Below are 25,750 nucleotides of genomic sequence, written 5' to 3' on the forward strand. Positions count from 1 at the left end.
TTGTTTAGCCCATAGATATAAAGCTTACAATCACATCACACTGTCTTTTAAAGTGGCAAAACTGGGCAGGATAATGTGTTGCAAGATAATTTGTTTGGCCTGACTTTTTATTGATAAAGAAGCACAGGCGAAATTTTTTAAAATGCGGTAAACTATGCCAGATTTATCGAATACTAGTGCCTAACAAAGGCAAGATAAAAGGTGAAAGCGAATGCCGCTGAGTCATGTTGAAGAGCTTGTTGCAGATATTCGTGCAGGCAAAATGGTCATCCTGATGGATGATGAAGATCGTGAAAATGAAGGTGACCTCGTCATCGCTGCAACACATGTTCGCCCTGAAGATATTAACTTCATGATTACACATGCACGTGGCTTGGTCTGCCTGACACTCAGTCGCGACCGCTGTAAACAACTCAACCTTCCATTGATGGTTGATCAGAACGGCGCGCAGCACGCAACCAACTTCACGCTTTCGATTGAAGCGGCAGAAGGCATCAGTACAGGTATTTCAGCAGCTGAACGCGCACATACTATTCGTACTGCGGTTGCAGCACATGCCAAACCAAGTGATATCGTACAACCGGGTCATATTTTCCCGTTAATGGCACAACCAGGTGGTGTTTTGCACCGTGCAGGTCATACCGAAGCAGGTTGTGACCTCACCCGCTTAGCAGGTCTAGAACCAGCCTCTGTGATCTGTGAAATTATCAATGATGACGGTACAATGGCACGTCGTCCTGATTTAGAAGTCTTTGCAGAAAAACACGGCTTAAAAATTGGAACCATCGCGGACCTGATCCATTACCGCATGACCAATGAACAAACCGTTGAACGTTTGTCTCAAGAAACCATTGAGACTGAATACGGTGCATTTGAACTATATAAGTACCGTGAAATCGGCAATCCTGATATTCATGTTGCCTTAGTTAAAGGTGAACCAAAACAAGGCGTCACCACTGTTCGTGTGCATGGTTTCAGCCCAATTCGTGATTTATTGAAATTGAATAAAGCCGACGGTTCTCCTGCTTGGAACTTAGACCTTGCCATGCAAACGATCGCTGCAAGTGATCGCGGTGTACTGGTATGGATTGGTCAGGGTCAATTAGAAGATCTTGGTCCTGCATTACAGAATTTAAATCAGCCAAAACCACTGAAATCCAATGCTGCACTGTCTCATCAATATCAAACCATTGGTGTGGGTGCACAGATTTTACGTGATTTAGGCGTTGAGAAAATGAAGTTGTTGAGTTCCCCACTTCGTTTCAATGCCTTATCCGGATTCAATTTAGAGGTAGTGGAATACATCACTGCCGATCAAATCACAGCAAAATAATCGAGGTTGCTATGGCAATTCGCCGAATTGAAGGTTTATTACATCTCGCAAGCGAAGGTCGTTATGCGATCTTAGTCGGTCGTTTCAACAGCTTCGTTGTTGAACATTTACTTGAAGGCGCAATCGACACTTTAAAACGCCATGGCGTTGCAGAAGAAGCGATTACCGTTATTCATGCACCTGGTGCATGGGAACTACCGATTGTTGCGAAAAAATTAGCAGCTTCAAATAAATTTGATGCCATCATTGCTTTAGGCGCAGTGATTCGTGGCAGCACACCTCACTTTGACTTTGTTGCTGGTGAATGTGCAAAAGGTTTAGGTGTGGTTGCACTTGAAAGCACAATGCCTGTGATCAATGGTGTCTTAACCACAGACAGCATTGAACAAGCAATTGAACGTTCTGGTACGAAAGCAGGAAATAAAGGTAGCGAAGCTGCATTGACTGCAATCGAAATGGTTAACTTATTAAAGGCAATTTAAAGCATGTCGCAAACACTTCAGGCCGCTTATGCAGCGAAACGCAAAGCACGTCGTTTTGCTGTACAAGGGATTTATGAATGGCAAATGAGTCATAACCCAGTTCATGAAATTGAAGCACGCACGCGTGTTGAAAATGCCATGCACAAAGTTGACCTTAACTATTACCATGAATTGCTCACTCAAGTGGTTGCTCAACATGAAGCTTTAGATGAGTTACTCATCCCTGTACTTGACCGTGAGTTAAATGCCCTGGATGGCGTAGAACTTGCAACCTTACGACTAGGTGCTTATGAACTCCGAGATCATCTTGAAGTTCCATACCGCGTTGTACTTGACGAAGCGATTGAGCTAGCTAAACACTTTGGTGGTGCAGACAGTCATAAATACATCAATGGTGTATTAGACCGTCTTTCATCAAAGCTGCGTGAAGCTGAAAAACAGCAAGCAAAATAATAGGCTTGTGTTAAATGGCTGAGTTTTCAATTATTGAGCATTACTTTAAACGCACATCCAATACGGATGTCAGTTTAGGCATCGGTGATGACTCAGCCATTATTACCCCACCATCTTCACAACAACTGGTGATCTGTGCAGATACACTGGTTGCTGGTCGTCATTTCCCTTTAGACACCGCTGCCCATGCCATCGGCTGGAAAAGCGTCGCCGTCAATTTATCTGACTTGGCAGCAATGGGGGCAAAACCTCATAGTATTTTACTCGCATTGAGTCTGCCGACTGTTGATCATGACTGGCTGGCTGGATTTAGTCAGGGCTTGTTTGATTGCTGCGATCAATTTGATGTCAGCCTGATTGGGGGTGATACCACCCAAAGCACTCAACTCACGATTAGCGTGACTGCGCTAGGCTGGATCGAACATGGTCAGGCCATTACCCGTGCAGGTGCACAAGTCGGTGACTATATCTGTGTCAGCGGCCAAATCGGTGATGCTGCATTTGGATTACAACATCTTGGTCATGCCTTGCAACAACGTTTGGATTATCCAACCCCACGTTGTCATTTGGGTCAACAGCTCAAAGGGTTGGCATCGAGTATGATTGATATCTCGGATGGATTGGCGCAAGACTTAGGCCATATTTTAAAAGCATCCAATGTCGGTGCAAAATTACGGCTTGAGCAACTTCCGTTAGATTCATCACTCAAACAACTGGATCTGCAACAAGCGTGGCATTATGCGCTTGCAGGTGGTGATGATTACGAATTATGCTTTACAATATCGCCGCAAAACTTTAAACAACTGTCGCGACAACAATTAGATGTTCCGCTTACAATAATCGGCAAAATTACCCAACAAACTGGATTGTTATTTGAGTATATGGGCAAAGCACACCCATTACATGTTCATGGATACCAACACTTTGCATAAGCCTCCCATTCACTTTAGCCAAATGACTTGGTTTGACCGCTTCATCGTATTCTGCGGTGTCGGTTTTGGTTCTGGTTTAGCACCCAAAGCCCCTGGAACCTTTGGTTCTGCCTTTGCGCTGTTATTTGTCCCACTGTGGTTGTACCTTGGCTTGTCAGCAAGCCTGATTGCGATCGTATTCATGTCCTTCATTGGCATCTATATCTGTGGACATACTGCAAAAGTCATCAATGTGCATGACGATGGTCGCATTGTCTGGGATGAATTTGCAGGACAATCCATTACCCTCCTACCTTTGCTGTATTTACAGCAAATGAATTGGCTATGGGTCATTGTCGGGTTCATCTTATTCCGTATATTTGATGTCTGGAAACCATTCCCAATTAGCTGGGCTGACCAAAAAGTGTCTGGCGGCTTAGGGATTATGCTGGATGACATCATTGCTGGCCTTTGGGCGGCACTCTGTATTCTTATTTTTCATTTTTATCTTTTGACTTAAGCCACTATTAGAGTTAGTTATGTCAACAACTGTTATTATTCTTGCAGCAGGGAAAGGAACGCGAATGCGTTCACAATTACCAAAAGTATTACAACCACTTGCAGGTCGTCCTCTGCTTGGACATGTGATTCAAACTGCAAAAAAACTCAATGCCCAAAACATTATTACCATATATGGACATGGCGGTGAGCTGGTTAAACAAAGCTTTGCAGCAGAACAGATTGAATGGGTTGAGCAGGCAGAACAACTTGGAACAGGTCATGCCGTGCAAATGACTTTGCCTGTTCTACCGCAAGAAGGTGTTTCACTGATTTTATCAGGCGATGTACCTTGTATTCAGGCAGATACGCTACAAAAATTATTGGATGCATCAACTCAAACAGGCATTGGCTTAGTGACACTCACAGTCGATGATGCAACCGGTTATGGTCGTATTGTTCGCAAAGATGGTAAAATTCAAGCCATTGTTGAACATAAAGATGCCAATGAAGCACAACGCCAAATTAAAGAATTTAATACTGGCATTTATTGTGTCAGTAACGCAAAACTGCATGAGTGGTTGCCTCAACTTTCCAATGAAAATGCGCAAGGCGAATATTACCTCACCGATATTGTCGCGATGGCAATTGCAGATGGCTTAGAAGTTGCCTCAGTTGAACCAGAGCTTGCATTTGAGGTTGAAGGTGTGAATAACCGCTTACAACTTGCGACCTTGGAGCGTCAGTTCCAGCAGCAGCAAGCCAAAGAATTGATGCTACAAGGTGTTCACTTAATTGACCCAAATCGTTTTGATTTACGTGGTACCTTAAGCTGTGGGCAAGACGTACAAATTGATGTCAATGTCATCATCGAAGGTGTCTGCGAGCTCGGTGATAACGTACAACTTGGCGCAGGCTGTATTCTAAAGAATACCCGTATTGCTGCGGGTACAAAAGTTCAACCCTATAGCATTTTTGAAAATGCAGTGGTTGGTGAAAGTGCTCAAATTGGGCCTTTCGCGCGTTTACGCCCAGGTGCCAATCTCGCGAATGACGTACATATCGGCAACTTCGTAGAAGTAAAGAATACCAATATGGGCCTAGGCTCAAAAGCCAATCACTTCACTTATTTAGGTGATGCAGATATTGGCGCGGGCTGTAATATTGGTGCAGGTACCATTACCTGTAATTATGATGGTGCCAACAAACATCGTACTATTATCGAAGATAATGTATTTATTGGTACCAATAACTCATTGGTTGCACCAATCAAAATTGGTCAAGGCGCAACAACAGGTGCAGGATCAACCCTCACTCGAGATGTGGCTGAGCATAGTTTGGCTGTCGAACGATCAAAACAGTTTGAAAAAGCAAATTATCAACGTCCCCAAAAGCTGAAAAAATAAGAGGATAAAATTATGTGTGGTATTGTTGGTGGCGTTGCTGAACGTTGTGTAACCGATATTCTGATTGAAGGACTAAAACGCCTTGAATACCGTGGCTACGACTCTGCTGGTTTAGCATTACTCAATAATCAAAAAATCTTACGTGAACGTCGTGTTGGTAAAGTTGCCAACTTGGCTGAAGCCGTGTCAGAACAGCACTTAACTGGAAATGTCGGGATTGCACACACACGTTGGGCAACTCACGGTAAACCGACAGAAAATAATGCACATCCGCACGTTTCGGGTGATGTTGCAGTGGTTCATAACGGCATCATTGAAAACTACCAAGAGCTGAAAGATGAATTGCAAGCCTTAGGCTATGTGTTTACCTCACAAACCGATACTGAAGTTGTTGCGCACCTGGTTAACGATGCATTAAAGCAAACAGATAGCCTATTGGAAGCAGTACAAAAGATCACACCTCGCCTTAAAGGTGCTTATGCACTTGGGATTGTGCACACGGCACATCCAGACGAGCTAATTACGGTTCGTGAAGGTTCGCCTCTGGTGATTGGTGTCGGTATTGGTGAAAACTTTATCAGTTCAGACCAATTGGCGTTATTGCCAGTCACCAATCGCTTCGTTTATCTAGAAGAAGGTGATATTGCGCGCTTAACCCGTACCAGCATTGAAGTTTTTGCAAATGGTCAGCCTGTAGAACGCCCAATGAAAGAATTAGATGCAACAGTAAGTAATGTATCTAAAGGCGAATACAAGCACTTTATGCTTAAAGAAATTTATGAGCAGCCTGAAGCAATTCAGCAAACCATTTCTCAAGCATTGAATGGCAATAACTTACGCGAAGATTTCCTTAATCACGCCAATGCTGATTTTGCTAAAATTCAGCAAATTCAAATCATTGCTTGTGGTACTAGCTACCATGCAGGCATGATTGCCAAATATTGGTTTGAACAACTGATTGGTGTGCCTTGCCAAGTTGAGATTGCAAGTGAATTCCGCTACCGCAATCCAGTGATTGTAGCAAATACCCTATATGTCTGTATTTCACAATCAGGTGAAACAGCTGATACCTTAGCCGCATTACGTGAAACCCAAAAGCGTGCCAAAGCTAATAACATTGACATCAGCACCATGACGATTTGTAACGTTGCGACCTCCTCTATGGTACGCGAAACAGATCATCACTTGCTGACGCTTGCAGGTCCTGAAATTGGGGTGGCGTCAACCAAAGCCTTTACCACTCAACTTGCGGCATTGATGCTATTGATCTTAAAAATTGGTCAAGTCAAACAACGCCTTTCCGCTGCCCAATTTGCTGAAATCACTGAAGCCTTGTGGCATTGCCCTAAAGTCATTTTAGATACTTTACAAGGCAATACTGAAATCCTGCGTTTATCAGCATTATTCGTTGAGAAAAATCACTGCTTATTCTTAGGTCGTGGGACTCATTTCCCGATCGCACTCGAAGGTGCATTGAAACTGAAAGAAATTTCATATATCCATGCTGAAGGTTATGCCGCAGGTGAATTGAAGCATGGTCCATTGGCATTGGTGGATAATGAAATGCCTGTGGTTATCTTGGCACCACAGGATGACATGCTCGATAAACTCAAATCGAACATGGAAGAAGTTCAAGCCCGTGGTGGCGAATTATTCGTCTTTGCAGATGAAAACAGTGGTATTCATGGCAAAGACCGTCAACACGTGGTTCATGTTCCAGCGGTAAATGAATGGCTAGCACCGATCGTTTACAGCGTGCCTGTGCAATTGTTGTCTTACCACGTTGCAGTGTTACGTGGTACTGATGTCGATCAACCACGTAACCTCGCCAAGAGTGTGACAGTCGAATAATTTGATACGGCTATCAGCGTCGTTTGTACCACGCTGATATCTAAAAAAGCGCCATAAAGAGATTCTTTATGGCGCTTTTTTACTGCTGGATTTGTCATGACATCAGTCATTTAATGGGTTGGATCACATCTAGCGTCTTATGATCGATATAGCTTGAGTTCTGCGACAGTCAAACCCATCTCAGAGCGTACACTTGCATCAAGCCACATAACGCGTGCTTTTATGATTCAATAACACAATCGAATTGAGAATAATCACACCCAAAATTGAAATCAGAATTAACTTCCAATCGACAAAGAACAATGACGCTAACAAGATTGCGAGATCAATACCTAACTGTACTTTGCCTGCTGGGATCTGAAAGCGCTCCTGTAAATACAACGCCAGTAGGTTGATACCACCCAAGCTCGAACGATGTCTAAACAGGATCAAAAAACTCACGCCCATCAAGACATTAGCAAAAACTGTAGCGTAAATGGGATTCACATCAGAGAGATGAAAAAATTGTGGAATGATTTCAGTAAATCCGGCCAACAATGCAACAGCGATAAAGGTTTTCACCACCAGCGCGATGCCCATCTTTTTATAGGCAAAATAATAAAATGGAATATTGATCAGGAAAAATAATACGCCGAACTTCAGATCGGTAATGTAGTGAATCAGCAAAGATAAACCTGCTGTCCCTCCCGTCATAATGCCTGCCTGCTGCAATAAGGTCATTGCAAAAGACAGAATGAATGTTCCGATCAACATCGCCAATGCATCTTCAATTTTAGAGTGCTGCTCAATCACAGGCATGACTGGACTTACCAGAGATACATTTTGCTCGGTATTCATAACGGTACAACTCAAATAGAAGAACAGCTAAAGGGAGAGAGATCTTTCAAAGAAAGACATAGCATATTTGATCATTTTTATTAAAATTTCGCAATTTATTCTTATATTTTTGCCATAAATGCAATTTATATTCAAAATAATCCATTTCGAATAGTCTATGCGCTTCGATCAGCCTTGTTATGAATTCGTCTCAGATCAAGTGACGATGAAATCCTTTTTTTATTTAATCGCAATCCCGTTTTCTTTTAATTTTTCCAACACAATTGAAGTGTTCAGATTACTAACACCAAAGTTCTTGGAAGACAAAATTCCAATGAGTTTGACCATCTCATCCAGATTTTTAACTGCGACTTTAAGGGCAAAGTCATAACTGCCTGTTAATTTATGAATATCCTTCACGGCGGGCTCATGCATGAGGAACTCTACAAAACGATCATGGGTTGCATCACTATAGTTCTGTAATTTCACTTCAATAATACCCATGATCGGCGCAGGATCTGCACTCAACGCGATTTGAGCATAATAGCCTGTAATAATTTTTTTCTGTTCAAGCTGAACACGACGGCGTGAACATTGCGAGGTCGATAAACCGACCAATTCAGCCAATTCCTGATTGGCCAAGCGTCCATTCATTTGTAAATGATGGATAATTTTTTGATCAAAATCATCAAGTTCGACGGTCATAAAACGCTCAGCTTAGGTTTAAGGCATAATTTAACTGATGCTGATGCACCAGCCTGAGAAGTGTAACGCCTTTAGATCAAACAGCTCAAGCTTATGCCAAAATTGCAGCAGACTGAATCCGCTGAATGCCATGTTCTGACATACTTTGCCATGCATTATGTAATGAACCATTCAGATCAATCGCTTTACAGGCATCCTCAATCACATAGGTTTTAAAACCCATCTGTGCGGCATCCAAGGCTGTCCATGTCACACAAAAATCAGTGGCAATTCCCACAATATAAACCGTATTAATTTGATGTTCTTGAAGATAGCCCTTTAATCCCGTCGGTGTTTTACGATCGGCTTCCATAAAGGCAGAATAGCTATCAATATTAACGTGAAAGCCTTTGCGGATAATCAATTGTGCCGTTGGAATATCTAAATCAGGGTGAAATTCGGCATCCTGCGTCCCCTGTACACAATGCTTTGGCCATAATACCTGCGTGCCATAAGGTAACTCTATTGTTTCAAAAGGCACTTTTTGCGCATGATTGTCCGCAAAAGAAATATGTTGATCTGGATGCCAGTCTTGCGTCAGCACCACCGTTTCAAACTGATGCGCCAATTGATTAATCACAGGGATAATCTGATCGGCACCTGTGACTGCCAAGTTTCCACCTGGGGTAAATCCATTTTGCACATCGACAACAATTAATGCGCTGTGTTTTGAATCGCTTTGCATCTCATTATTCAACCTAGATAGCTCCTTGTACAATACGCTGCCTCTCTGTTTCTGACTAGCCAACCAGACCTAAACTTTTTCATAAGATGAAAATCATTCAAGTAAAAGATGAATTAAAGTTTTCGGCTGTTTGACTAAAGCATATTGTTCTTATGCCGCCGATCAGTCATAATTTGCATAATTGTCATTCAATCGAATTCATTATTGAACGACGAATCAAAATACTGCAACCATCCAATATTTCGTTTCAACTAATTCAATCTCGGATGGGAAAATAGGATAGTTTTTTAAAATGACTCAGCTAGCACAGAATATTCAAGGCTCAATTGTCGCACTCGTCACCCCTATGTTTGAAGATGGTCGCGTAGATTGGAAGAGTCTTGAGAAGCTCGTTGAGTGGCACATCCAACAAGGTACACATAGTATTGTTGCTGTTGGCACAACGGGCGAAGCATCTACATTAAGCATGGAAGAGCACACACAAGTCATCAAAGAAGTGATTCGTGTAGCCAATAAACGCATTCCAATTATCGCGGGTACAGGTGCAAACTCAACACGCGAAGCCATCGAATTAACCAAAGCAGCCAAAGAACTCGGTGCAGATGCGGCATTGCTCGTGACACCATATTATAATAAACCCACACAAGAAGGCTTATATCAACACTACAAAGCAATTGCTGAAGCAGTTGATATTCCACAAATTCTTTATAATGTCCCAGGTCGTACTGGCGTCGATATGCAAAACGAAACCGTGATTCGTCTTGCCGATGTTAAAAACATTGTTGGGATTAAAGATGCAACAGGTGATGTGCCCCGTGGTCAAGCCCTCATCGAAGGTCTAAATGATAAAATCGCAGTGTATTCAGGCGATGATGAAACTGCTTGGGAACTAATTTTGCTGGGTGCAAAAGGTAATATTTCGGTTACTGCTAACGTTGCACCAAAACAAATGAGCGAAGTTTGTGAAGCAGCTTTAGCTGGCGATCAAGCCAAAGCACAAAGTTTGAATCAACAAATTGCAAATCTACACAATATTTTGTTTTGCGAATCAAACCCAATTCCTGTGAAATGGGCGTTGCATGAGATGGGATACATTAGTACAGGTCTACGCCTGCCTTTAACCGCTCTCGCAGAACAATATCGTGAACCGCTCCGCACAGATTTAAAAACTGCGGGCATTATTTAATACGAGCAATTTATGATGCAATTACGTCTTGGTGTTGTCCTTGTCATTTCAGCTTTAAGTTTGGCTGGTTGTGGTCGTTTTGCCCTCAATAATCATTCTTTAGATTATAAAAAAGCGCAAGCGCTTGAACCACTCAAATTCCCTGAGAATGCAACGGTAAGACCATTCACGCCATTGTATCCAGCACCGACGGTTGATCCACTTGCGATTCAACATGCGCCAACATTTGAGAGCAAGACTGGCAACCGTTATGCATTGCCTCGTCCAGAGTCAATGAAAACTGTAAGCAATAGCACTGAGGCGGCAGCAACGACTTTAGGCCGTCCACAATTGGTGATGGATGGGAATAAAAACCCATTACTGAAAGTGGAAGGTCCAACAGCCACTGCTTGGCAATATGCCTTTGCAACTGTGAGCAGCCTCAACTACAAAGTCATCTCTCAAGCAGATCATGGCTATGAAGCAACAATTAAGGTCGGTGAGCAAAACTACCTGTTGAAGCTTTCTGCGGTTGGCTCAAGCAATACTATTGCCCTCTTCAAACTCGACACGACTTTTGCAGAACCAGCGGTTGCAACTGAAGTGTTAGCCCAGATTTACCAAAATTGGCCAGCCTAGTCGTTTACTAGGCATTTTTTTCAAAAGGTTCCCCCATGTTAAAACAAACCTTGCTCTATACTGGTAAAGCTAAATCTGTATACGAGACAGATAACGCTGATCACCTGATTTTAGTCTTTCGTGATGATGCTTCGGCATTCAATGGCGAAAAAATCGAGCAACTCGATCGTAAGGGCAAGGTCAACAACCGTTTTAACGCCTTCATCATGGACAAATTAGCTGCTGCGGGTATCGAAACGCATTTTGAAAAATTGCTTTCTCCAACTGAAGTGCTGGTTAAAAAACTTCAGATGATTCCAGTTGAATGCGTGATTCGTAACTATGCAGCGGGTTCATTGTGCCGTCGTTTAGGTGTTGAAGAAGGTAAGGAATTAACTCCGCCAACATTTGAATTGTTCTTTAAAGATGATGCGCTTGGCGATCCTATGGTGAACGAATCTCAAGCAATTGCTTTAGGTTGGGCGACTGCTGAACAACTTGAAAAAATGAAAGAACTCACTTACCAAGTGAATGATGTGCTCAAAGCATTATTCGATGCAGGTAATATGATTCTGGTTGATTTCAAACTTGAATTCGGTGTGTTCCATGACCGTATCGTATTGGGTGATGAATTCTCTCCAGACGGTTGCCGTTTATGGGATAAAGACACCAAGAAAAAATTGGATAAAGACCGTTTCCGCCAAGGTTTAGGTGGTGTGGTTGAAGCTTATGAAGAAGTTGCTTCTCGTTTAGGTATTAACTTAGATGACATCTAAGTCTGACTAAACTTTTTGTTTCTAAAAAACCAGCCCAATCGGGCTGGTTTTTTTATTTTCCATTCAAAAAAACGAACATCATTTTAAATATCAATACCATATAAATCATTCACTTAAAATCCATCAATTGAGCTTTGCAAATTTTTTTCTAACCTTATGTTTTTATATTGTTTTTGAAAATATTTTGATCCTCCTACCATGTTCACAAATGTTTACAAAACTTGAGTTAGAAGATCAAAATGAATACTCCCCTTGTAAAAACTTTTCCTTTAAGTCTGAGTACTAGCCTGATTTTGCTTGCCCTGTATAGCAATGTACATGCCGCTGAGAACACGCCCATAGAGCCCGAACAAGTCAAAACGCTCGCGACCATTGTGGTCACAGGAACGCGGACCAACAATCGTTCACAAACAGAGTCCTTACAGCCAATTGATGTGATTAGTGCCAAAGAACTGACTGAACGCACGGGCTCCAATGAACTCGGGACAGCGCTGTCTCGAATTATTCCTTCAATTAACTTTCCACGCCCCACTGTAGTGGATGGAACCGAGCTGGTCCGTCCTGCCCAATTAAAAGGCCTTGCACCAGATCAGGTGCTGGTTTTAGTCAATGGCAAACGTCGTCACACAGGGGCTTTTATTAATCTCGGCGGTACCATTGGTCGAGGTTCTGCACCGACTGATTTAAATGCAATTCCGATCTCAGCGATTAGTCGTGTCGAAGTACTCCGCGAAGGTGCATCGGCTCGCTATGGCTCTGATGCGATTGCAGGGGTGATTAATATTATTTTGAAATCCAATCCAAAACATGGCGAAGCTGGGATTAAATATGGCATTTATAACAAGGGCGATGGCGAGCAAAAGCAATCTTTTGTTTCTGGTGGCACCCAACTGAATCATTATGGTTATGCGATTTTTTCAGGGGAGTGGCAGGATAGTCAAGCCACCAACCGTGCAGGTGCTGACCTACGTGATCCGAAATCAAACACCTATGGACAGCGTACTTTCCGTTTTGGCGACCCAGATTCCGATGAGGTCAAAGCAGCAGTGAATCTGGGTTATGACCTCAGTGATCATGCCGAGCTGTATTCTTTTGCGACCTATAGCCATCGTAATGCAGAAACTGCTGGATTCTATCGTTTAAGCAATGCCTCCAATAATATTCCTGCCCTGTTTCCCAATGGCTATCTACCCATCATACAAGGTCAACTCGATGATTTTGCTGCGGTAGCAGGGATCAAAGGCGATTGGTCTACGTGGCATTATGACGCATCGGTGAACTATGGTTTGAATCGTTACGATGTTGATACCAAAACCATTAATGTCGATCTCTATAAAGACACTGCCACCACGCCTTTCGGCTTCCAAAATGGCACACTGAAAAACGCACAAACGGTGGTGAATTTTGATGTTTCTCGAGCGTTTAATCTTGCAGCACTCGCCAGCCCACTGAATGTTGCCTTTGGTACGCAATATTTGAATCAGAAATATCAAATCCAAGCGGGTGATCCAGCCTCCTATTATAAAAGTGGCTCTTCTGGATTAGCGGGCTTTCGCTCTGCCGATGCCGGTGAATGGTCTCGCGACAGTTATGCGGCTTATCTGGACTTAGAGGCCAATTTAACTGAAAAACTGTCTGCCTCTACAGCCTATCGCCATGAATATTACAATGATTTTGGTCATACCGATAATGCGTCATTGTCTTTGCGTTATGCGATTCATCCAGCGATTGCGCTACGAGGTAGCGCCTCTACGGGTTTCCGAGCACCAAGTTTGGCTCAACAATATTTCACCCAAACCTCTTCGCAGCTGATCAATGGTCAATTTGCTGAAGCAGGCACCTTCCCCACCACGTCATACGTTGCTCAACTACTTGGTGCCGAACAACTTAAACCAGAGAAATCTAAAAACTATAGTGTGGGTTTGGTCTTAACACCTACAGATCAACTGTATGTGACTTTGGATGCTTATCAAATCGACATTGATAATCGGATTAGTCTGTCCTCCAATATCAATGCCAGCAGCGACAGCGTGCGCCAATACCTGAATTCAAAAGGAATCACCGACACCAACTTCAACACGATTCGTTATTTCAACAATGCCAGCGATACCCGCACACGCGGTGTTGACTTAGTTGCAACCTATAAATGGGCTGCATTGCCTTATGGTGAACTGAATACCTCACTGGCCTACAACTACAATAAAAATAAAGTAACCCACGTGGATGGAAATCCAGCCATCTTAGATGCGCTGGGCATTAACCTCACGCGTCTGGATCGTCGAGAGCAATACGGTTTATTGGCTGGTAGTACCCCTGAACATAAATTCAGTTTAGCGAATGACTATAAGCTTGGAAACTTCACTGTGAATACCAATGTCACACGTTATGGCAGCTTTAAAACCTTTAGTAATTCTGGCGAAGCCAAAGATCAAAAATTCTCAGCCAAATGGTTACTCGATTTAGCACTGTCTTATCAATATCAAAACTGGAACTTCACCGTCGGTGGCGACAATATTACCGATGTATATCCTGATAAAGATGTCTACGATATCAACCAACCCACAGGCGGCAGCTTGCCTTATAGCCAGTTCTCGCCTTTTGGCTTTAATGGCGCGTTCTATTACGGCAAGATCAATTATCGTTGGTAGTAATCAAAAACCGAGCCTTCTGGCTCGGTTCTTACTTTAATTCTGCGCGTTCTGATAAATCAGTTTACCTTCTTTATAAGTGGCCAATACCTTAATGTTTTTAATCTCACGACTTGGGACAGTCAACGGGTTCTGATTCAGAATGACTAAGTCAGCCAATTTACCTTGGCTTAAAGTACCCTTGGTCTGATCCTCAAAGTACTGATACGCCGCCCAATCTGTCATCGACTTTAATGCCAGATATGGGCTAATGCGCTCATCTGCACCCAAAACATAATTGCTCCGCGTTACTCGGTTCACGGTGGCATCGAGCATCATCATACTACTCGGTGGTACCACAGGTGCATCATGATGTTCGGTAAAGATCAGATGCTTTTTTAAAGCTGTTGCAGTTGGCGAAATATGGGCAGCTCGGGTTTCGCCTAAGGTTTGCTGACGATGCCAATCACCCCAATAAAAGGTATGCAACGAGAAGAACGAAGGAATAATATCTAAGGCTTTGAGTTGATCCAGCTGATCATCACGGATGGTTTGCGAATGGATCAATACACTACGACGATCTGCCAGTCCTTGTTTTACTGTGGCATCTTTTACCGCCCCGATAAATTGATCAATCGCAGCATCACCATTGGCATGCGCAAGCACCTGCCAACCTTGCTTAAAAGCTAAATTGATATAGTCCTTGACTTGCTGATCATTACTCATGGCAGGATAGCCCTTGTAAGTCTTATCTTTACCTTCAGGCGGTACCAGATAAGGCTGGGTCAGCCAAGCAGTCTTGCCTTGAGGTGAGCCATCTAAACTGATTTTCACTCCACCAATACGAAAATGATGATCATACTGTCGCTGGCTACCTTGCTTGAGCATATAGTCTTGGCTGGTGGTGATATCAGGATAAGACACCACATCAATTGGCAGTCGATTCTGCTTGGCTAAAGCGTGCCACATTTCAGTGGTGCCCTGATCAGCCCGCCCTTCTTGTACCGTGGTAAAACCATTTTTAACATAGGCATCAATACCTTTTTCTGCAATTTGGAACATCACAGCAGGGGGTACATCTTTAAAAATTGAGCCAATTGCAGTAAATAAAGCGGATTCCTCTAACACACCATTCGGCACATTAGAACCCGCTTCACGGCGAATCACCCCACCCGCTGGATTCGGCGTATTTTGATTGATCTTCAGTAATTCAAGAGCTTTATGATTGACTGATGCTAAATGCCCCGATTGATGCAAAATCATCACCGGTTGGTCTAGAGATACCCGATCTAGATCTGTTGCAGTCGGATGACGCTGCTCATTCAGTTGCGCATCATCATAGCCATTACCCAAAATCCAGCCGCCCATAGTTTTAATCACGGATGGATTTTGAACTTTCCAACTATTCAGCACATTCACCAAAGAGTTGATATCTGAGACCTGACCATCAGGCGTGGGGTAGAGATTAGCCACCATTTGATGGAAACCAACCATATTCACATGACTATGCGCATCAATAAAGCTGGGCAATAAGGTTTTATTGTTTAGATCAATAGATTGGACTCTTTTATCCGCCAAGCTTTCAGCTTGCTGCTTTGAGCCCACAAAACGGATTTTTCCATCCTTCACCAACAAGGCTTCTGCATATTCAGGACTACTGCCTGACATGGTCAGAATTGGGCCACCATAAAACAGTTGTTCTGTTGCAGTGACAGGCACTGCCGTAGTTGCACAGCCCACAACAGCCAGTGAAATAGAAGTGAATAAGGTGCAGTGTTTGAGATAAGTAGGGTTCATGAATTAAAATCCATATTTTTATTATGTCTTTTTTGATTAAAGCTGATTCCGCTGGTAATAGGAAGCATTCACTGATTATTTTTGTAATGTTTGGTCAAGTTCCGAGTAGCCCTACACAGGCTATGCACACGACTTAGTGCGAGGTTTAAAACATTTTTGCCAATTTATTCGAGATTTTAATCGCGGCATCATCGACATAACGGCTATAGGGTTGTGCCAAAATAATGCTCAGCAACACGATCAGTAAACTTGCCACTAATCCCGCATTGAGATAGGACAAGCCGCCTTGTACATATAAAAGATTAAACAATGGAATGCCCAAAGCGTACAGTACAGCAAGATGAATTAAATAAATTGAAAATGAGATTTTGCCTAAAAACACCAAAACAGATCGATCAAAAAACTGTGCTAGCCATTTGCCTTTAAGTACTGCATAAACAATGCAAAAACCGCCAATAAAGTTGAGGTAGTCATATGTTTGTTCACCTAAAAACTGGGTAAACAACTGATAGCTGGTACTACTGTTGTGTGCACCACACAAATATAAGCCCAATATAAACAGCACAACCGAAACGACAGTACTCAGCTCTACAGCATACAGAAACAGTCCCATGCCCAAAATAAAACTGAGAAGACCCAACAACACGGTTTGCGAGATCATATATGCGGTCACAATGCTGATGATGAGAAATAGACCGCATAGAATTGGCAGCTTGCCATAAAAATAACAGGCCAGATAAATCACCAGTGACCCAAGCAACTCAATTTGCATGGTCCACAGCACCCAGTTATAGCTAGAATCGCCAAATAAGAATGCACCCATACTGCCTTCATACAAAGCGGTACCCAGTTGCGGATGTGGATTGGCCAGTGCGGCACCCCATTCGGAAACATGCGACACATCCACAGGCACAAAACACACCAGATAAGCGATAATACAAGAGACAAAGGCAGGAATCGCCAAACGCGGATAACGCTTAATCAAAGAAGTTTTCAGTTGAGCCGCGGTATTGTGCTTTTTAAAACTGGATAATGTCAGTACAAAGCCACTTAAAACAAAGAACACAAAAACCGCACCTGTACCTGAATAAAAGAAGGCCAAAGGCGAGTGATGTAACTGCGCAAAAAAATCATACTGCGGTACCGCACTGACATCAAAATGATGCAATTGCGGAAAAAAGGTCAGTGAGATATGTGACAACACAACGGCGAGACATGCCAAGCCTCGGATACTTTCCGCAGCATTAATTTTGTTTGTGGTCATGATGGGGCTTGATCATCCTTGATAAGCGGGATGATGCGACCTTTTATCTGTAGTGTCTAGAGGTCACTTACAAAAATACAGTGACTGTCCAGCGCATCAGCAAGACCAAACAAAACCAGACAATGTTTTAGTATTTTTTCTGCGTTGCCACCCAGCATAGAATTGAACCTAAACACACCATAAATGCACCATACCAAAAAGAAAGGCCTAATGGCGTACTGAGTAGAATTGCCGAAAAAAAGGCAGATAGAACTGGAATAAAATAGGATGCACCGGCCAATAGCGTCACATTGCCATGCAAAATTCCCACATTCCAAGCGGCATAACCAAAGCCCATTGCTGCTGCCGCAAAAAACAATGAAATTGAAGAAGACCAATCAAAATCAAATGTACCACCGCCCATCAATACATATTTAATCCAAAGCACCACCGAGACCAGAATAAAGAATAGGGTGATGCCATTGGTTCCCTGTGCAATTCTCGCTGTGAGCGTACAGTAGGCAGCCCAGAGTAATGTTCCAATAAAGGCAAGCCCATAACTGAATGGATTGTGCTGTATGTTTTGCAGCATACCAGCCAAATCAAAACCCTGCTCGCCACCGAGCACCCAACAGATCCCCAATATTGAAAGGATAAAGCCAGGAATAATCAAGAAATTGGCTTTTTGCTGATTAAAAACAATGGCAGCCACCATGGTAAAGGTCGGCCATAAATAATTAACCATTCCCACTTCAATCGCCTGTCGATTATTACTGCTATAGCCAATCGAAAGCGATAAACAAATTTCATAGGTAACAAATAGAAGACTGCCCCAGATCAAATAGGTTTTGGGAAAGCTTTTGAGGCTGGTCCAACCAACCGAGAAAAACAGAAAAATTGAGGCCAGTGTATAAATCAGTGCTGCACCGCCCACTGCGCCAAAATGACTACTCACATCCTTAATCAAGGCAACGATCAAACTCCAGAGCAAGATCGCGACCAATCCAATCAGTGTTGCTTTTTTTGCGTTCATTTTTATACAAATAGAATATTAAGGCCAAAGCAGAATCTATCGATGTGATTCGGATTCTTGCTTTGGACAATTTTAAAATGATCGGTGAATTCACCGAGTTTTTGATTACTGCTGCTGTTGTTCCTGTTGCCAACGGCGCTGCTGCAAACGTTCGCCTTCGACTTCACGCTTATTTAAGGCTCGCTCGTACAGCTTGGTACCGCGTAATTCTGGTGGCAAATAGTCCTGTAATACGAAGTGTTCAGGATAGTTGTGCGGATACAGATAATCCACGCCATAACCTTGCTGCTTCATCAATTTGGTTGGCGCATTGCGTAAGTGCAAAGGCACAGGCAAATTTGCGGTTTTTTCTGCCAGCTCTAAGGCTTTGTTAATCGCAAGATAGGTACTATTACTTTTCGGGCTAGTGGCCAGATATACGGCACATTGTCCTAGAATAATGCGCGCTTCAGGCATCCCCACTGCTTGGACTGAACGGAAACACTCTCCTGCCAGCAACAAGGCATTTGGATTGGAATTGCCAATATCTTCCGATGCGGCAATCAGCATACGACGCGCAATAAAGACCGGATCTTCGCCACCTTTCAGCATACGTGCCATCCAGTACAGCGTCGCATCTGGATCACTACCACGAATCGATTTGATAAAAGCCGAAACCAGATCATAATGCTGCTCACCTGATTTGTCATAGCGTGCAATATTTTGCTGCGCGACTTTAACGACGATGGCATTAGTTACGATATTTTCAACATCAGGTTCAAAAGTACTGGCAATCAAATCAATCAGATTGAGGGCTTTACGTGCATCACCTGCCGCAAACTGAATCAGCGCATCATATTCTTCAATCTGGATAAAACGTTCTTTTAAAAACTTATCCGTTTGAATCGCTTTATTCAGTAGGGTTTGAATCGCCTCAGCACTCAAATTATTTAGGGTATACACCTGACAACGCGACAACAAGGCACTATTCACTTCAAAAGAAGGATTCTCTGTGGTTGCCCCAATCAAGGTGATTTTGCCTTTCTCAACCGCATTGAGTAAGGCGTCTTGCTGCGATTTATTGAAACGATGGATCTCGTCAATAAATACCACAGGGGTCAACAAGTCACCACTTTCCGCAATCACCTCACGGAGCTCTTTCACGCCTGTATTGAGTGCAGATAGGCTGATAAAAGGACGATCCACAGCCTGAGCCAATAACAATGCAATCGTGGTTTTCCCGACCCCTGGAGGCCCCCAAAAGATGATTGATGGCAAATGTCCCTGATCAATCATCTGACGTAAAGGGGCATTTTCACCCAGCAAATGATCTTGTCCAATAATTTCGGACAAGTCACGTGGACGTAAACGTTCAGGTAAAGGAATATGCGTATCTGACATCATCACTGGCTTTATGATCTTTTACCCTAGTCTATTGTGTCTGGCTCAAATCTACAATTTGAATCTGCAATCACTGCGACATTCTATTGCGTGCTGTTGTTTTGAACCAACTGTTGCATCACGTGATAGCTGGCTTTGATCCGCTCTTCATTAGGAAAATTGGTATTGGCCAACATCACAATTCCAATTTTTTGCTGCGGAATAAAGGCCACATAGGCACCAAAACCATTGGTTGCTCCTGTCTTATTAAAGAAGGTCGCAGGCGTGGCAAGCTTTGGTTGTTTAATCGGTGTGATTGCATGACTTTCTAAAGCCATTTTACTCGAGTTACCCTGCAACAGCATCTCTAGCGATACGGGATAGGCATACTGCTCCCACCCCAGACCTTGGGTCATTACACCGACTTTAAAATAACCCACATGGGTATTTTCAATCGCTTTGCGAAGCGGTTGTTTGAACTGCTGAGGATTGATTTGTGCATCGAGGAATTTCAACATATCCGCACTGCTACTTTTCACCCCATACGCTTCTGCATCAAACATACCTGGTGAAACACGCATGGCTTGATCGGCTTTGTACCCCCATGCATATTGCGACATGTGCTGCTCAGGTACTCGAATAAAACTTTGTGTCATTCCCAATTGCGGCAGCAAGGTTTTTTCAATCAGTTCGCTATACGGTTTTTTCATTGCCAAGGCGGTGACATAACCCATCAAACCGATACTTGGATTGGAATATTGACGGGCAGCACCGACTTTGGTTTTTGCCTGCCAAGTCTGAAAATATTTCAGCATATCCTGTTGCTGCACCACGTCATCAGGGAATTGCAGGGGAAAACCCCCTGCGTTATAGGTCCCCAGATTCAATATCGTGGCACGATTGACCGCAGTATTTTTAAGTTCCGGAAAATATTTGGCAGGATGATCAGAGAATGATAGCTGTCCTTGCGCCTGTGCATAGCCCGCTAAAGTTGCATTAAAGGTCTTACTCACAGAGCCAAGTTCAAACAAAGTATTGTTGCTTACCGCTTGCTGGTTTTGCTTAGAGGCCAGTCCATAATTCACGAAATAATGTTTGCCATTCAGGGTCAAAGCAACGGCCATACCGGGGATTTTATATTGCGCCAATAAAGGCTTAAATTGCTGGTCAACGATCGTTTGAACTTGTTGCTCGGTCAAATTTCCAGCCCAAAGCGCTGAACTGCAGGACAACAGTCCTGTAAATAAAAATAGTTTTTTTAAATTCATAGAAAAGGCTTTCGGCTGATTCATTATGTATATCACTTGGAGTTAGAATTTAATTGGCATGAAGTTTCAGTAGCTTGGCTTTCGATCCATCTTCGATCACCCAGATTGAACCATCTTGGGCTTGATGTAGCCCACGAATTCGTTGTTTCATCTCAAGTCGTTGAGCTTCTTGCACAGGTCGAGATTGAATATCCACCACCACAATGGCTTTAGAGGATAAACCACCAATCAAAGCCTTGTGTTGCCATAAAGGAAACTGCGCCCCCGAATAAATGATCATGCTAGACGGTGAGATCACAGGGGTCCAATCGATTTCAGGGGCTTTAAACTCTGGACGGGTATCATGATCAGGAATCGGTAATCCAGAATAATGGTCGCCATTCGAAACCGTTGGATAGCCATAGTTTTCCCCTTTCACAATACGGTTTAATTCATCACCGCCTTTAGGGCCCATTTCAACCACCCACAACTGTCCTTGCTGATCAAAAGCCATGCCCAATGGATTACGATGACCCAATGACCAAATTTCGGTCGTTACAGCGTTTTTTTGATGAAACGGGTTGCCCTCAGCAGGTGTACCATCGGCATTCAAACGTAAAATTTTACCCAAATTACTGTTTAAATCTTGGGCAGGATCAAACTTCTGGCGCTCACCCGAACTGACCCAAAGTTTGCCATCGGGACCAAACTGCATACGATGACCATAATGGCCTTGCCCTGACACTTTCGGCACTTGCTGCCAGATGGTTTTTAAATCCGTGAGCTTGGGTTGCTTAGAATCAGATAAATCCAGTGTTGCAAGTGCAATCTCCGCACCATAGCCACCCTGATCTTTGCTGGCATAACTCAAATATAATTGGTGATTCTGCTGAAAATCAGGATGCAAAATGACATCACCTAAACCACCTTGCCCGCCATAATTGACGGTTGGAACGCCACTCACATTGATACTGGATTTAGTTTTAGGATCAAATAATTTTAATTGCCCTCTACGCTCAGTAATCAGCAACCGTTGATCTGGCAGACTCGCAATCGCCCATGGCTCATCAAATTCAGTGACTGACTCGATCCGATACTTTTGTGCAATATGCTGGCTTGAAGCATGTTGTGCCGTATTTTGCTCAGGCGTTTTGGAGTTACTTTCGTTGGAACCACATGCGACCAAAAATAAAATGCCGCTATATAGCAAAGGTGTCATCAACAGTTTATTCATAGCTTATCTCCCTCTTTTATCCTTCATCTTAGGGAACATCACCAATAAAAATACTGCAAAAGTGTTGTTTTTATGATCATTACGTCTTATCAATTGGCTGTACAGCCCTTAACGTATCCAACGCACAATATAATCTTCAATTTGTTCTTCATCGATCTCGCTTTCTGAAATACAACGCCCTGCCGCTGATTTTTTCGCTTTAATCACACTTTGGCGTGAACCCGTATTCAGATAATGCCATGAAGGTAAGTTTTTGCCCTCACTTAGACGACGATATGCACAACTTGGTGGCAACCAAGAAATCGTGCTAAGCCGCTCAGGAGTCAGCTGGATACAATCAGGCACTTGCTGCTGGCGGTTAGGATAATCGGAACAACGTGCGGTTTTACAGTCCAGTAATTTACATGCCACTTTAGTATACGCAACCTCTGCTGTTTCTTCATCTTCTAACTTGACCAAACAACATAGACCACAACCATCACACAATGCCTCCCACTCCGCATTGCTTAGCTGATCAAGCGGATAGTGTTTCCAAAAGTTGGGGCGTAGTTCGACGGACATACAGAGGTTTCAATATTAAAAAAAATAAGCTTCTTATTATAGCATTCATCTTTGCTTTGCTGACTTCAATCTCTTTTAATTGATTTAACACTTCTTTAAGTATTAAACATTTAAACCACATAAACACCACATTTCGTGCAAAAAACACACGCTATAGTGGACACATAACGAAAAATTAGGAGGACACGACATGTTCCGTTGGGCCATTATTTTTGCAGTCATCGCACTCATTGCCAGTTTATTAGGTTTTGGTGGTGTAGCAGGCTTATCTAAGGACTTTGCTGTTATTTTACTTGTCGTTGCTGCGATTTTAGCGATCGTCGGTTTCTTATCCAGAGGCAAGGTTTAGTCCTATATTCAGAGAGCAAAGCTTAAAAAAAGAAGAGTCCTCGTATTCTTCTTTTTTTATGTTTGATCATCGCTAAAACAAGCGTATTTATTATGTTTTTACGATGCCATCCATTTTCCTTTTTATGCTTTAATCAATGCATTCTAAAAATACGGATCAGGATTATAGAATGAGCTTGCCTATCAACACTCGTGAAATTGAATATACCGCACCAGATGGTCAACGTTTAATTGGTTATTTTGCAACACCAGCGATTGATTTGCCCGTTGCAGGTGTGATTGTTGCGCCTGAATGGTGGGGTCGTAATGCATACACAGAACAACGCGCACGCGAGCTTGCAGAACATGGTTTTGCTGCTCTCGCTATTGATATGTATGGCGACAAAAAAGTGACCACGGCTGTACCACAAGCTTCAGAATGGATGAATCAAACCTTTGAACATGCAGATACCATCGTCAATCGTGCTCAAGCAGGCTTAGATACTCTCGCGGCTCAAGTCGAAGTCAATGCTGATAAACTTGCAGCAGTAGGTTTCTGCTATGGCGGTAAAGTGGTGCTAGATTTGGCTCGTTCAGGTGCAGATTTAAAAGCAGTTGCAACCTTTCATGCCATCTTGAGCCCGAAAGTCCCTGCTGAGAAGGGCATAGTTAAGGCCGAGATTTTAGTCCTGCATGGTGAACTGGATAGCATGGTCACCTTGGACAATGTCGCAAGCTTCCGACAAGAAATGCACGATGCAGCCGTTGATCACGACGTGATTATTTTTGAAGATGCCAAGCATGGCTTTAGTAACCCACTTGCTGATGAACGTGCCAAGGCCAATAACGTGGACCTAGGCTACAACGCTGAAGCTGAGCGTCAAAGTCTTGAAGCGATGTATGAGCTATTAGATAAGCATTTAAAGTGATTTGAAAATATTGCTAAAAGTCTAGAGGCAAAGAATGAAACAAAATAACTTTTTTTGTTTAATCACTCGATAATCTTTGCTGTTTGTAAAACCAGAATCTAAACGCTCGTAAAAGTTTACTGGAGCAAAGGCGACATGGATGTCGCCCATTGAACTGCATTATAAGGACGTAATGTCAGTTCAATAAAGGATTTTTGCTTGCTTTTCATCCTTGAAAAGTAAGGCGAGCCGCAGGCTGATGAAAAAGTTAGATAAGAGCTTAGCACAGCTCCGCAGTGCGAGCATTGCCCCATTTTATACTCAAAATTGCAATCATTACATGTAGGGCGATGCCTTATTTTGACGGGTCATGAGTTGCGACTAACGCAAGGCAAACTCCCTCTATTGGGCTAATCGTACTGCCTGAGCAATTGTCAAAGCAGCTCATTGGGCGGCATCCATGCCTTTGCTCAGGCAAATATAGAAGAGACTTGAATCAAACCTTGATCTAAACCCACGCCCCAATCTCGTTGATGTTCCAATAGAATTTTAACGCCTAAAAAAACCTATTTCCGCTATACTATGCCTCTGCTTTTTACTGTTCTGATCCATGTCTGATTTCTCATTTTCTGATGCACTGCTTACATGGTTCGACCAACACGGCCGCCATGACTTACCTTGGCAAGTTGCCGATGATCCCTACAAAGTATGGGTCTCAGAAATCATGCTACAACAGACGCAAGTCAAAACTGTACTGCAATATTTCGATCGTTTTATTGAACGTTTCCCGACCGTAGCAACCTTAGGCCAAGCCAGTTGGGATGATGTCGCCCCGTATTGGGCAGGACTCGGTTACTATGCTCGCGCACGCAATCTGCATAAAGCGGCAGGTATCGTTAGCCAAAAAGGTGTATTTCCAGAAACACTAGAACAATGGATTGAGCTGCCTGGCATTGGCCGCTCCACTGCTGGCGCATTGATGTCACTCGGATTACGCCAATATGGGGTGATTATGGATGGCAACGTGAAACGTGTACTCGCTCGTTTTTTAGCGATCGAAGATGATCTGTCCAAACCACAACATGAACGGGCACTCTGGCAAATTGCTGAGGACCTCTGTCCCCATGCACGAAACCATGATTACACCCAAGCCATTATGGACTTAGGCGCAACCGTATGTACTCCAAAAAAACCACTGTGTTTATACTGTCCTATGCAACAACATTGTCAGGCTTATCAACAAGGTTTAGAACAAGAATTACCATTTAAAAAAGCCAAGAAACCCGTTCCAGTCAAAACTGCCAGTGTGTTACTGATCCAGTCAGGTGACGAGTGGCTTTGGCAGCAACGAGGAGCACATGGTTTGTGGGGTGGTCTGTACTGCCTTCCCATCATTGAACAAGCAACCGAATTACAACAGATTGAGCAACACTTCAAACTGCAAGCTCAAGTATCATCTTTGCAGATTAGCCATAGCTTTACCCACTTTACTTGGTTACTGCACGAACAGCTGTTCCACGTGGAACATGACCAAAAAGAGCAACTCAGTATCGAATTGAATGGCATATGGCTAAGTCCAGAAACTGCGATTGCCAAAGGCATTCCCACAGCCATGAAAAAACTGATTACAGCCAAACAAAAGGCTTAATGCCCAAAATGCTGTAGATCAAACGCAA

Annotated in this window: 24 protein-coding genes; 14 read left to right on the forward strand and 10 right to left on the reverse strand. The window is 43.1% G+C overall.

All coding sequences use genetic code 11. The features are described 5' to 3' along the window. Positions 1-211: 211 nt before the first annotated feature. Genes ribBA through glmS form a run of 7 tightly spaced genes read left to right on the forward strand, consistent with a single transcriptional unit; the run spans position 212 to position 6,934 of the window. Positions 212-1,333: a bifunctional 3,4-dihydroxy-2-butanone-4-phosphate synthase/GTP cyclohydrolase II gene (gene ribBA / locus A7P55_RS02010; protein WP_171550915.1), complete on the forward strand. Its 1,122-nt coding sequence runs from the start codon at positions 212-214 to the stop codon at positions 1,331-1,333. Between the two features lie 11 nt (positions 1,334-1,344). Further along, positions 1,345-1,815 (forward strand): 6,7-dimethyl-8-ribityllumazine synthase, encoded by a 471-nt coding sequence (gene ribE / locus A7P55_RS02015; protein WP_004803462.1) that lies wholly within the window; start codon positions 1,345-1,347, stop codon positions 1,813-1,815. Positions 1,816-1,818: 3 nt separating this feature from the next. Further along, a complete protein-coding gene (gene nusB / locus A7P55_RS02020; RefSeq protein WP_004657014.1) occupies positions 1,819-2,268 on the forward strand; it encodes a transcription antitermination factor NusB in 450 nt (149 codons plus the stop codon). Positions 2,269-2,282: 14 nt separating this feature from the next. Further along, entirely contained in the window at positions 2,283-3,200 is a 918-nt protein-coding gene (thiL, locus tag A7P55_RS02025) for a thiamine-phosphate kinase (protein WP_171550916.1), read from the forward strand. After that, entirely contained in the window at positions 3,178-3,699 is a 522-nt protein-coding gene (locus tag A7P55_RS02030) for a phosphatidylglycerophosphatase A (RefSeq protein ID WP_171550917.1), read from the forward strand. The genes thiL and A7P55_RS02030 overlap by 23 nt, the downstream gene beginning before the upstream one ends. Positions 3,700-3,718: 19 nt before the next feature. Continuing rightward, positions 3,719-5,083 carry a bifunctional UDP-N-acetylglucosamine diphosphorylase/glucosamine-1-phosphate N-acetyltransferase GlmU gene (gene glmU / locus A7P55_RS02035; protein ID WP_171550918.1) on the forward strand — a complete coding sequence of 455 codons (1,365 nt, stop codon included), beginning with the start codon at positions 3,719-3,721 and terminating at the stop codon, positions 5,081-5,083. 12 nt (positions 5,084-5,095) lie between these two features. Continuing rightward, positions 5,096-6,934, forward strand: a complete 1,839-nt coding sequence (gene glmS / locus A7P55_RS02040) for a glutamine--fructose-6-phosphate transaminase (isomerizing) (RefSeq protein WP_171550919.1) — start codon at positions 5,096-5,098, stop codon at positions 6,932-6,934. Positions 6,935-7,132: 198 nt separating this feature from the next. On the opposite strand, the gene A7P55_RS02045 is transcribed toward glmS, so the two are convergent. From A7P55_RS02045 to pncA, 3 genes are all read right to left on the reverse strand, one after another. Next, positions 7,133-7,771: a YitT family protein gene (locus tag A7P55_RS02045; RefSeq protein ID WP_016542239.1), complete on the reverse strand. Its 639-nt coding sequence runs from the start codon at positions 7,769-7,771 to the stop codon at positions 7,133-7,135. Positions 7,772-7,990: 219 nt separating this feature from the next. Then, positions 7,991-8,455 (reverse strand): Lrp/AsnC family transcriptional regulator, encoded by a 465-nt coding sequence (locus tag A7P55_RS02050; protein WP_004803451.1) that lies wholly within the window; start codon positions 8,453-8,455, stop codon positions 7,991-7,993. 91 nt (positions 8,456-8,546) lie between these two features. Next, positions 8,547-9,179, reverse strand: a complete 633-nt coding sequence (pncA, locus tag A7P55_RS02055; RefSeq protein WP_171550920.1) for a bifunctional nicotinamidase/pyrazinamidase — start codon at positions 9,177-9,179, stop codon at positions 8,547-8,549. Between the two features lie 292 nt (positions 9,180-9,471). Between pncA and dapA the strand changes: the two genes are divergently transcribed. From dapA to A7P55_RS02075, 4 genes are all read left to right on the forward strand, one after another. Next, complete coding sequence (dapA, locus tag A7P55_RS02060) at positions 9,472-10,365, forward strand: 4-hydroxy-tetrahydrodipicolinate synthase (protein ID WP_005317184.1); 894 nt, start codon at positions 9,472-9,474, stop codon at positions 10,363-10,365. Positions 10,366-10,380: 15 nt separating this feature from the next. Continuing rightward, the gene (locus A7P55_RS02065) at positions 10,381-10,983 is read left to right on the forward strand and encodes a lipoprotein-34 precursor (NlpB) (protein WP_171550972.1); all 603 of its coding nucleotides are present in this window, start codon (positions 10,381-10,383) and stop codon (positions 10,981-10,983) included. Between the two features lie 35 nt (positions 10,984-11,018). Then, positions 11,019-11,738, forward strand: a complete 720-nt coding sequence (purC, locus tag A7P55_RS02070; protein ID WP_005201682.1) for a phosphoribosylaminoimidazolesuccinocarboxamide synthase — start codon at positions 11,019-11,021, stop codon at positions 11,736-11,738. Positions 11,739-11,977: 239 nt separating this feature from the next. After that, complete coding sequence (locus A7P55_RS02075; protein ID WP_171550921.1) at positions 11,978-14,386, forward strand: TonB-dependent receptor; 2,409 nt, start codon at positions 11,978-11,980, stop codon at positions 14,384-14,386. A gap of 36 nt (positions 14,387-14,422) precedes the next feature. Here the strand turns inward: A7P55_RS02075 and A7P55_RS02080 are convergent, their stop codons facing one another. The 7 genes from A7P55_RS02080 to A7P55_RS02110 all read right to left on the reverse strand — a co-directional run bounded on the left by A7P55_RS02080 (position 14,423) and on the right by A7P55_RS02110 (position 22,839). Then, positions 14,423-16,162 (reverse strand): amidohydrolase, encoded by a 1,740-nt coding sequence (locus A7P55_RS02080; RefSeq protein ID WP_171550922.1) that lies wholly within the window; start codon positions 16,160-16,162, stop codon positions 14,423-14,425. A gap of 145 nt (positions 16,163-16,307) precedes the next feature. Next, on the reverse strand, positions 16,308-17,426 hold the full coding sequence (locus tag A7P55_RS02085) for an acyltransferase (protein WP_171550923.1): 1,119 nt from the start codon (positions 17,424-17,426) through the stop codon (positions 16,308-16,310). A gap of 127 nt (positions 17,427-17,553) precedes the next feature. Next, the gene (gene yddG / locus A7P55_RS02090; protein ID WP_171550924.1) at positions 17,554-18,438 is read right to left on the reverse strand and encodes an aromatic amino acid DMT transporter YddG; all 885 of its coding nucleotides are present in this window, start codon (positions 18,436-18,438) and stop codon (positions 17,554-17,556) included. Between the two features lie 105 nt (positions 18,439-18,543). Further along, positions 18,544-19,818 (reverse strand): replication-associated recombination protein A, encoded by a 1,275-nt coding sequence (locus tag A7P55_RS02095; RefSeq protein WP_032812586.1) that lies wholly within the window; start codon positions 19,816-19,818, stop codon positions 18,544-18,546. Positions 19,819-19,901: 83 nt separating this feature from the next. Beyond that, positions 19,902-21,089, reverse strand: coding sequence for a class C beta-lactamase (ampC, locus tag A7P55_RS02100; protein ID WP_171550925.1), 1,188 nt, complete (start codon positions 21,087-21,089; stop codon positions 19,902-19,904). 25 nt (positions 21,090-21,114) lie between these two features. Then, a complete protein-coding gene (locus A7P55_RS02105) occupies positions 21,115-22,278 on the reverse strand; it encodes a PQQ-dependent sugar dehydrogenase (protein WP_171550926.1) in 1,164 nt (387 codons plus the stop codon). A gap of 108 nt (positions 22,279-22,386) precedes the next feature. After that, positions 22,387-22,839, reverse strand: a complete 453-nt coding sequence (locus A7P55_RS02110) for a YcgN family cysteine cluster protein (RefSeq protein WP_171550927.1) — start codon at positions 22,837-22,839, stop codon at positions 22,387-22,389. A 190-nt stretch (positions 22,840-23,029) separates the two neighbouring features. Between A7P55_RS02110 and A7P55_RS02115 the strand changes: the two genes are divergently transcribed. From A7P55_RS02115 to mutY, 3 genes are all read left to right on the forward strand, one after another. Then, on the forward strand, positions 23,030-23,188 hold the full coding sequence (locus tag A7P55_RS02115; protein WP_016162498.1) for a DUF1328 domain-containing protein: 159 nt from the start codon (positions 23,030-23,032) through the stop codon (positions 23,186-23,188). Between the two features lie 169 nt (positions 23,189-23,357). Continuing rightward, positions 23,358-24,095 carry a dienelactone hydrolase family protein gene (locus A7P55_RS02120; protein ID WP_171550928.1) on the forward strand — a complete coding sequence of 246 codons (738 nt, stop codon included), beginning with the start codon at positions 23,358-23,360 and terminating at the stop codon, positions 24,093-24,095. A 589-nt stretch (positions 24,096-24,684) separates the two neighbouring features. Further along, entirely contained in the window at positions 24,685-25,722 is a 1,038-nt protein-coding gene (mutY, locus tag A7P55_RS02125) for an A/G-specific adenine glycosylase (RefSeq protein WP_171550929.1), read from the forward strand. Positions 25,723-25,750: the final 28 nt, after the last annotated feature.

Origin of the sequence: Acinetobacter sp. Ac_5812 (genome assembly GCF_013072695.1) — a bacterium.
Taxonomy (GTDB): domain Bacteria; phylum Pseudomonadota; class Gammaproteobacteria; order Pseudomonadales; family Moraxellaceae; genus Acinetobacter.

What these genes read in the sequence shown, in the direction of transcription:
- ribBA (WP_171550915.1), top strand. Translation starts at nt 212, where the DNA reads ATGCCGCTGAGTCATGTTGAAGAGCTTGTTGCAGATATTCGTGCAGGC.
- ribE (WP_004803462.1), top strand. Translation starts at nt 1,345, where the DNA reads ATGGCAATTCGCCGAATTGAAGGTTTATTACATCTCGCAAGCGAAGGT.
- nusB (WP_004657014.1), top strand. Translation starts at nt 1,819, where the DNA reads ATGTCGCAAACACTTCAGGCCGCTTATGCAGCGAAACGCAAAGCACGT.
- thiL (WP_171550916.1), top strand. Translation starts at nt 2,283, where the DNA reads ATGGCTGAGTTTTCAATTATTGAGCATTACTTTAAACGCACATCCAAT.
- A7P55_RS02030 (WP_171550917.1), top strand. Translation starts at nt 3,178, where the DNA reads ATGGATACCAACACTTTGCATAAGCCTCCCATTCACTTTAGCCAAATG.
- glmU (WP_171550918.1), top strand. Translation starts at nt 3,719, where the DNA reads ATGTCAACAACTGTTATTATTCTTGCAGCAGGGAAAGGAACGCGAATG.
- glmS (WP_171550919.1), top strand. Translation starts at nt 5,096, where the DNA reads ATGTGTGGTATTGTTGGTGGCGTTGCTGAACGTTGTGTAACCGATATT.
- A7P55_RS02045 (WP_016542239.1), bottom strand. Translation starts at nt 7,771, where the DNA reads ATGAATACCGAGCAAAATGTATCTCTGGTAAGTCCAGTCATGCCTGTG.
- A7P55_RS02050 (WP_004803451.1), bottom strand. Translation starts at nt 8,455, where the DNA reads ATGACCGTCGAACTTGATGATTTTGATCAAAAAATTATCCATCATTTA.
- pncA (WP_171550920.1), bottom strand. Translation starts at nt 9,179, where the DNA reads ATGCAAAGCGATTCAAAACACAGCGCATTAATTGTTGTCGATGTGCAA.
- dapA (WP_005317184.1), top strand. Translation starts at nt 9,472, where the DNA reads ATGACTCAGCTAGCACAGAATATTCAAGGCTCAATTGTCGCACTCGTC.
- A7P55_RS02065 (WP_171550972.1), top strand. Translation starts at nt 10,381, where the DNA reads ATGCAATTACGTCTTGGTGTTGTCCTTGTCATTTCAGCTTTAAGTTTG.
- purC (WP_005201682.1), top strand. Translation starts at nt 11,019, where the DNA reads ATGTTAAAACAAACCTTGCTCTATACTGGTAAAGCTAAATCTGTATAC.
- A7P55_RS02075 (WP_171550921.1), top strand. Translation starts at nt 11,978, where the DNA reads ATGAATACTCCCCTTGTAAAAACTTTTCCTTTAAGTCTGAGTACTAGC.
- A7P55_RS02080 (WP_171550922.1), bottom strand. Translation starts at nt 16,162, where the DNA reads ATGAACCCTACTTATCTCAAACACTGCACCTTATTCACTTCTATTTCA.
- A7P55_RS02085 (WP_171550923.1), bottom strand. Translation starts at nt 17,426, where the DNA reads ATGACCACAAACAAAATTAATGCTGCGGAAAGTATCCGAGGCTTGGCA.
- yddG (WP_171550924.1), bottom strand. Translation starts at nt 18,438, where the DNA reads ATGAACGCAAAAAAAGCAACACTGATTGGATTGGTCGCGATCTTGCTC.
- A7P55_RS02095 (WP_032812586.1), bottom strand. Translation starts at nt 19,818, where the DNA reads ATGTCAGATACGCATATTCCTTTACCTGAACGTTTACGTCCACGTGAC.
- ampC (WP_171550925.1), bottom strand. Translation starts at nt 21,089, where the DNA reads ATGAATCAGCCGAAAGCCTTTTCTATGAATTTAAAAAAACTATTTTTA.
- A7P55_RS02105 (WP_171550926.1), bottom strand. Translation starts at nt 22,278, where the DNA reads ATGAATAAACTGTTGATGACACCTTTGCTATATAGCGGCATTTTATTT.
- A7P55_RS02110 (WP_171550927.1), bottom strand. Translation starts at nt 22,839, where the DNA reads ATGTCCGTCGAACTACGCCCCAACTTTTGGAAACACTATCCGCTTGAT.
- A7P55_RS02115 (WP_016162498.1), top strand. Translation starts at nt 23,030, where the DNA reads ATGTTCCGTTGGGCCATTATTTTTGCAGTCATCGCACTCATTGCCAGT.
- A7P55_RS02120 (WP_171550928.1), top strand. Translation starts at nt 23,358, where the DNA reads ATGAGCTTGCCTATCAACACTCGTGAAATTGAATATACCGCACCAGAT.
- mutY (WP_171550929.1), top strand. Translation starts at nt 24,685, where the DNA reads ATGTCTGATTTCTCATTTTCTGATGCACTGCTTACATGGTTCGACCAA.